Here is a 6,677-nt window from a genome sequence, read left to right as displayed (position 1 = left end):
TACGTCTGTAGGAAAGCTAATGGCTTTGAGCTGTCAGCAGCGCAGTGTTAACCTTCGACATGCGTTCACTGCCATTTTCTAATCTTGAAAACTAGCGCCCTTTATAGTTAAAAGCCAAACTACAGCGTAGCATACCGACTTTTTTTGTGTATGATAGAAATTGAACTAGTTTCAAGATACTAATGTTGCAACGTTTTTATAAAATCAATAATGAGAGAAATAATGTCTGATACAAATTTGCCACAGCATTCTATTGTCGATGACTTTATTGCATCGGTTTGTCATGAGCATGTGGAAATTTTATATAAAGACGATGATATTTTATTGATCAATAAACCCAGTGGCTTACTGAGTTTATCTGGTAAAAATCCGGCCAATTGGGATTCTGTGCATTATCGTTTAGTGAATGGGCAGCCAGGTCTGACTGCCGCATTTCCGACAGCTAAATTGCCGCATCGATTAGACTATGGTACTTCAGGTATTATGATTGTAGGCCTTAACTCTGAATCAACTAAGCTCCTTAATAAGCAGTTTCAATCAGGGACAATAAAAAAACACTATATAGCCATGTTGGATGGCTGGTTATTAAATGACGTAGGTCAAATAAACGCTCCAATAGTCAAAGATAAATTACTCTTTCCATTAGTTAAAATTTGTAATGTGACGGGTAAGTCTGCCGTCAGTGACTATTTAGTATTACAGCGCTTAACATCACCGCCGCGTACTTTAGTGCAATTTACCCCTGTGACGGGGCGTACACATCAATTACGTATTCACAGTCAGAGCATTGGGCACCCAATTATTGGCTGTGATCTGTATAAAAACCAACATAGCCAACAACTGGCTGAGCGCTTACAATTACATGCCAGCGATCTGTTTTTTGTACACCCTCGAAGCTTCAAGCAAACGCACCTACATTGCCCACAGCCATTTTGATTGTAAGAAAAAACAACTTAACTTCCGTGTTTATCTTGCTATAGCTTACTTTTTTGCTCTTTTGACTTGAAGTTAACAAACCGCGCCCCATATTAAGTGCATAACGCAGACACTTTGCAAATTGGAGATATATAAATGACTGCAGCACAAAAAGAAACATTAGGCTTTCAAACAGAAGTTAAACAACTATTAAACTTAATGATTCATTCTTTTTAATCTTATCCCTTTATTTATTTTTATCCCCTTTTAAACCCTCTTATCTAATTAAAAACAAACACTTAAATCAAATATAAAGCCCTCTATCTACGGTTGTTATGCGCTATTAGTTGCTGTTATTGGTGACTTTTGTGTCCTAAGTTGTGTACCATTTTAAAATTGACCTCAATTTTGGTCACGTTTGGTACACAGAGTCGGAGCAAAAATGAATATAACTGCAGCTAAACTCAAGAGCTTAAGCGGTAAAGAGTATGCCGGTAAGCCTGAGATAACGGACGGTGACAACCTATCGTTAAGGATCTCACCGAAGGGAAAGATCTCGTTTCAGATACGTTATCGAATTAATGGTAAGCAGGCCCGTTATAAACTTGGCACTTATCCAGCGATGACACTTGCGCAGGCGCGGGAAGAATGCGCGGCACAAATGGCGCTTGTTAATAAAAACTTAGATCCTAGAAATATGGAAGCGGTTAACGCGGTCGAGTCTGAGTTTATTGAAAATCCAACGATCGCAGATTGTGTCAACTATTGGCATAAAAACTACTGCATACCTAAACGTGATAATCCTGAAGGCATATTATTTAGGATCACTTCGTGCATTAACGATACGTGGCTGAATCAATATATTTCATTGATGGATAAAACCCATTTTACCGCGCTCTTTAAATCAATGAATGATGTATCGATTGAACGGGGTAGAGGGAAGGGCTTTTCTTTTAATTCGATTATAGAGTTTAGATCGGCGCTGAGGTTTTGTGTTCGTCAAGGTTTTACAAATAATACTCAGTTTGAGGCGTTGAGGCCTAGTGATTTCGCGAGTGACTACGATAGTCGTGAACATTATTTATCGATAAAAGAATGCCAGTTAATATGGGCTAATGTAGATCAGTTAAATATAACTGATAGAAACAAGGTTATATTGCGCTGCGCGATGGTTTTTGGTTGTCGTATTAGCGAGCTTTGTAAGGCGCAAAAATCAGACTTTGATCTTGATACAAAACTCTTTACTACGCAAAGAGAAAACACAAAAGGATCGTTACATTCAATTGTTAGGCCTATTCCTGATGACTTGATTGCTGATCTGCAGTACATGAAAGATCAATCGCCTTCATTTAAACATATGTTTCCTAACCGTGATGGTGATCACCCTGCTAATGGTTCAAGCGTTAGTCAAATAGCAAAAGCTTGTCATCAAGAAATTGAAGGGGTATCAACATTCAGGATGCACGATTTTAGGCGGACTATATCAACACACCTAACTGATGCTGGATGCCCTTTGCAATTCACTGAAAAATTACTAGGGCATAAAATGAAGGGAGTATTGGCGATATATAATAAATCGCCAATGCTAGACGGGTTAACTGAGTGGGTGAACCGTTGGGTCCTCATGCTGAAAGGCGAATAGTCTGATCTCTAAGCGCTTGGCAATGCTGCTCTACAATTTGAGCGTCCCAGCGCTTAGGCTTTCCAGTGATCGTAGCCGGTGGAAATTTGCCGTCCTTTTCCCATTCCAAAATGGTGTTTGGCTTAACGCCAAATAGGGCGGCTACGTCTTTTGTTACTAAGTATTTGCTAGTTGGTAAACTCATAAATCACCTGCCTTCGTAATTTTTCAACCGCTGGCTTTCTCTGCTAGCAATTTCAATGTTTGGTTTTAATAGCTTTTTGTTGGCTTTGCCAATTGTGCTATCAGTTAAATCAATACCTTCAAACACCTTAGTTTTGTTGTGTTCATCTTGAATAATCTCGTTACGCTCAAAGTCGCGCATTTCAATAACTTCATCAAAGTGTTCTGCACAAGCGACAGCACCGCGATATTCATAAGCCTCATTATCATCTAGCGGAGCTTTGCATTTTCTACAGTTGTAAATGATCATAAATCATCTACCTCACAAAAAAGGTTGTTATAAAAAATGTAATCAATAGGGTATGTCTGTCCGCAATTGTTACCTTTGGCTTTACCAAAAAGATCGTACTTATCAATCTGCTTAATGAAAGAGCCGGTAAAGCTTAGAAATGACCATACAGCTATGGCTATAATCAGCTTTTGGAAATGCTTTTTCATAAATCACCTAAGCTAATTTTTTATCGTAATCAGGGTTTAAGGCTCTGTAGCTCATGCCTTTCATGTGCCCTTTAGCTGTTTGGAAGAACAAATTTAACTCTTCACGGCTATCAGGTATGTGTCGCTGATAGTGAACACCTTGCGTTACGCCATCATGGAAATACCAGTTCATTAACGGTTCGTTGGTATTCATTTCGTTTACTTGTATCGTAATATTGAACGCTTTTGGCAAAGGTAATATTGCTGCTGCGTCCTTTAGTAAGTCGGCCAAGTATTGACGGTGTGAAAGCTGCGGTTTGCCGTCCTGCAGTAACGCCCATGCAAAATCATAAACGTACTGGTTCAGGTCCATTTCCCCCGTTTTTTGCTCTTCGAGCTTAAAGCCATGCAGTAATGCTAGGGCTTTGATTTTAGAGTTATTCATAGCTTCGCCTTACGTTCTTTGTTTTCAGGCTTTACCGCCTTTTTAGGTTTAAGCGCATACCAGTTATGCGCTCTGCGTTTAACTTGTGGTTTCACTAGGCTGCTACCTCTGCGTCTGGTTCTTGGTTGTAGTTACTGCAAACCTCAACCGCAAACACGCCTTTATTTAATTTTGAACAGCTACCGTATTTAGCTTTCTTGCTATCACTGTTAATAGCGAAGCCTTTGCAAGTGAAATTCTGGCAGCTAATACATGTTTTTGGCATACCCACTTTTGATATTTGAATCATGCTGCTACCCCACGCCGAGTAATACTTAGGGTTTTGTTAAGCGACTGATATAAGTGAGTAGATACATTGTGCTTTTCGCATGCCGTGGTTGTGCAGATACCATTGGTAATATCAGACTTGATCGCTTTTAAAAGCTTTCGGTTCAGTTTTTTCTGCTGTACTGATGCTCTTAAGCAGTTAACTATCGCAGGCTGACTTACATCAAACTTGGCAGCAATTGCACGCGTGCTTAGTGTTTTTCTTAACTCAGCAATCAGTGAAATGTCGTGATCAGTTAATTTACTCATGCTGCTTTCCTTTTATTTAACTTGCCCACTTCATTACCCCACACAGACCAGCCTTTAGTACGCTTGCGTGAAAATAACTCGATGCGCGGAACATCACCGGCTAGCTCTACGCATGCGTTTCTAAATTCGTTAGGTTTTTCGCTGTGCTGAGCAATAGGAAAGGCACCACTAAAAACAGTAAAGCCTAATAAGTCATCTAGGCTTGCCGCGTCATAGTTACCTACGGCTCGCACCGAACGGCTTGCAACTTTTGGCTTGCCTTTGATTGCTATAATTGCCGACTCGCTGCCTTGGCGGGTCCAAAATCCCATCCCAAACATAGGGTTGTTATTAACAGTGAGTTTGTTCCATACAAAACCGCTCATTGTTTTAATTGTGAATCCCCACGCTTTAACAACGTCAAGCGCCTCTTGTGGCATTGAACCAACCCACCACATAACCAAAATACAATCGTCTGCCGCAATATCATCAATAGGCATAGTTTTTAACTCGTCTACGCTCATTGTTGATTTATAGTGATGTTCCGCGCCGCTTTTCATGCTGCCGCCAGTTCTCTTATTGCTAAATTGCCAAGCAGGGTCCGAGTAAATTAGGTTGAATTTTTGGTCTTTAAATTGTTCAAACATGGGGCGCTCCTTACATGCACATTAAGAGTGCAGGGTATTGCAAGCCAATTGGGCCGAACGGAATATCGTCATCTGGAAATTCACCGCCTTGAGGTCCATAGCCGCCTTGCTGACCACCGCTCATGTATTGATTGTTTGATACACCGCCTTGCTGTGGTGCGCGTTGTTGACGCGGTGCAAAACCTCCACCTTGTTGTGCACTCTGTTGCTGGGCATAACCGCCTTGGCTTTGCTGTTGAGAATAACCGCCGTGGCTTTGCTGTTGACCACCTTGGTAGCCACCGCTTTGTTGTCCGCTACTTTGACCTTGCTGTCTTTGTCCGAGCATTTGCATTTGACCTGTGAAACCATCAACTATAATTTCAGTGGTGAACTTTTCTTGCCCTTGTTGGTCGTTCCATTTGCGGGTTTGAAGTTTACCCTCAACGTAAATTTGCGACCCTTTGCGTACATACTCGCCGGTGATCTCCGCGAGCTTGCCAAACAGTACAACACGGTGCCATTCTGTTTTATCAACCATTTGACCGGTGTTTTTATCTTTGTAGCTTTCACTTGTAGCAAGCGTTAAGTTAGCTACTGCATTGCCGTTTGGCATGTAACGCACTTCAGGATCTTTTCCGCAATTGCCTACTAAAATTACTTTGTTCACTCCGCGTGCCATGATATTCCCCTTATTTAATTAAAACTGTGCGCTCGCCGTTATGACCTGGCGCGGTTACAATGCCGTTAGCTTCAAGCTGCTCGACTAAGCGGGCTGCTCTGTTATAACCAATTCTAAATTTGCGTTGAATGCGCGAGACTGATGCGCACTGTGTTTCTGTTACAAACTTGACAGCTTCATTGTAAAAACAGTCATTGCCGTTGCTGTCTGTATACTTCGCGTTGTGTTCGGCAATCAGTGACTCGTTACCATCGTCTTGATCGTCAGGAAAGCCGTTAACTAATCCGCCATGTGTAAGCTCGGTGATCATTTGGACGATTTCACCAGCCACTAAACAAAAATCAGCATCAAGTTTGATTGGCATATCTTCTTTAGGTATGTCGGCGTTTTCTTCTTTGATGGTGTCGGAGTAAATAACCTGTTTGATGGCACCATCATTTTGAAGGTTGAACTTAATACGCTCCCTCCAGTTGAGCGCTAGCTTAGTGACGCGCTTACCTTGTTCTAGGTGCGTTTTAACTTCGTCACCATGTAAGTCGTGGCCTTTTAACTTTGCTATTGCACCGCTGTCGTCTGCTTCTTGCATTTCTGCGTCAAAGCCAATAGAAAATTTTGCTGGTGTGCTGAAATTAGTTAGCCAGTCAGTTAGGAAAACATCTAAATCATACTCACCAAACGCGGGAATAATTGGCAATGTGCCAAGGGATTTGCGAAGTAGGGCGGCTAATTCTTCTGCTTTATTAAAACTTGAGCTGTTGACTACTAGTAAGCCGCTATCCATATCAATGAATGCGTATTGCAGGCTTGATTTGGTAAATGCTTGCGGTAGCAGTGTGTGCATTATGTTTTCTTTTAGCTCGTCGCGCTCTTTGCGGCGAACAGGGCGGTTTTCTTCAAGCTCAATTTGCTCTACTTTTTCAGCTACCATTTCGTTAATAACGGAAGCTGGTAGGATCTTTTCTTCACGCTTGGCGCAAACTAAAATTCTACGGTTAGAAAAATGCGCTAGTGACTCGCCATGTTTACCAAGCGCTTTAGTCCAGCCAAAAGTTGATAGCTCTTGCTGTGTGCAATGGCGAAAAGCATCTTGCTCAAGTGCTTTGTTAAACTCTTCGCGGTTGAACTCAACTTCTTGTTTAAACTTATAAATTACTAAATTTGATAAAAACATAG

11 protein-coding genes and 1 pseudogene are annotated in these 6,677 nt (G+C 41.4%); 2 read left to right on the top strand and 10 right to left on the bottom strand.

The window, feature by feature from the left end; all coding sequences use genetic code 11:
* Positions 1 to 222 precede the first annotated feature (222 nt).
* Together FW757_RS17405 and FW757_RS17400 are read left to right on the top strand one after the other, a co-directional pair.
* On the top strand, positions 223 to 936 hold the full coding sequence (locus FW757_RS17405; RefSeq protein WP_446441519.1) for an RluA family pseudouridine synthase: 714 nt from the start codon (positions 223 to 225) through the stop codon (positions 934 to 936).
* Positions 937 to 1,357: 421 nt separating this feature from the next.
* Positions 1,358 to 2,557 (top strand): tyrosine-type recombinase/integrase, encoded by a 1,200-nt coding sequence (locus FW757_RS17400; RefSeq protein ID WP_446441518.1) that lies wholly within the window; start codon positions 1,358 to 1,360, stop codon positions 2,555 to 2,557.
* On the opposite strand, the gene FW757_RS17395 is transcribed toward FW757_RS17400, so the two are convergent.
* From FW757_RS17395 to rdgC, 10 genes and pseudogenes are all read right to left on the bottom strand, one after another.
* The gene (locus FW757_RS17395) at positions 2,538 to 2,741 is read right to left on the bottom strand and encodes a helix-turn-helix transcriptional regulator (protein ID WP_145242683.1); all 204 of its coding nucleotides are present in this window, start codon (positions 2,739 to 2,741) and stop codon (positions 2,538 to 2,540) included. The genes FW757_RS17400 and FW757_RS17395 overlap by 20 nt on opposite strands.
* A 3-nt stretch (positions 2,742 to 2,744) precedes the next feature.
* The gene (locus FW757_RS17390) at positions 2,745 to 3,029 is read right to left on the bottom strand and encodes a hypothetical protein (RefSeq protein WP_446441517.1); all 285 of its coding nucleotides are present in this window, start codon (positions 3,027 to 3,029) and stop codon (positions 2,745 to 2,747) included.
* On the bottom strand, positions 3,026 to 3,217 hold the full coding sequence (locus FW757_RS17385; RefSeq protein WP_446441516.1) for a hypothetical protein: 192 nt from the start codon (positions 3,215 to 3,217) through the stop codon (positions 3,026 to 3,028). Before FW757_RS17385 ends, FW757_RS17390 begins: the two co-directional genes overlap by 4 nt.
* A gap of 7 nt (positions 3,218 to 3,224) precedes the next feature.
* On the bottom strand, positions 3,225 to 3,641 hold the full coding sequence (locus FW757_RS17380; RefSeq protein ID WP_446441515.1) for a hypothetical protein: 417 nt from the start codon (positions 3,639 to 3,641) through the stop codon (positions 3,225 to 3,227).
* A gap of 94 nt (positions 3,642 to 3,735) precedes the next feature.
* Positions 3,736 to 3,930: a hypothetical protein gene (locus FW757_RS17375; RefSeq protein ID WP_446441514.1), complete on the bottom strand. Its 195-nt coding sequence runs from the start codon at positions 3,928 to 3,930 to the stop codon at positions 3,736 to 3,738.
* Positions 3,927 to 4,217, bottom strand: a complete 291-nt coding sequence (locus FW757_RS17370) for a hypothetical protein (protein ID WP_446441513.1) — start codon at positions 4,215 to 4,217, stop codon at positions 3,927 to 3,929. Before FW757_RS17370 ends, FW757_RS17375 begins: the two co-directional genes overlap by 4 nt.
* Positions 4,214 to 4,843 carry an MT-A70 family methyltransferase gene (locus FW757_RS17365; RefSeq protein ID WP_446441512.1) on the bottom strand — a complete coding sequence of 210 codons (630 nt, stop codon included), beginning with the start codon at positions 4,841 to 4,843 and terminating at the stop codon, positions 4,214 to 4,216. Before FW757_RS17365 ends, FW757_RS17370 begins: the two co-directional genes overlap by 4 nt.
* A 10-nt stretch (positions 4,844 to 4,853) precedes the next feature.
* Positions 4,854 to 5,504, bottom strand: a complete 651-nt coding sequence (ssb, locus tag FW757_RS17360) for a single-stranded DNA-binding protein (RefSeq protein WP_446441511.1) — start codon at positions 5,502 to 5,504, stop codon at positions 4,854 to 4,856.
* Between the two features lie 10 nt (positions 5,505 to 5,514).
* On the bottom strand, positions 5,515 to 5,814 hold the full coding sequence (locus FW757_RS17355; protein ID WP_446441520.1) for a DNA translocase FtsK: 300 nt from the start codon (positions 5,812 to 5,814) through the stop codon (positions 5,515 to 5,517).
* Positions 5,791 to 6,675, bottom strand: a pseudogene (gene rdgC / locus FW757_RS17350) (recombination-associated protein RdgC); the annotation flags it as partial. The pseudogene rdgC and the gene FW757_RS17355, both read right to left, overlap by 24 nt.
* Positions 6,676 to 6,677 lie beyond the last annotated feature (2 nt).

Source organism: Pseudoalteromonas sp. 1181_04, assembly GCF_052850545.1.
Note: the sequence above shows the minus strand (reverse complement) of the source record. Positions and strands in the feature narration are given on the sequence as shown.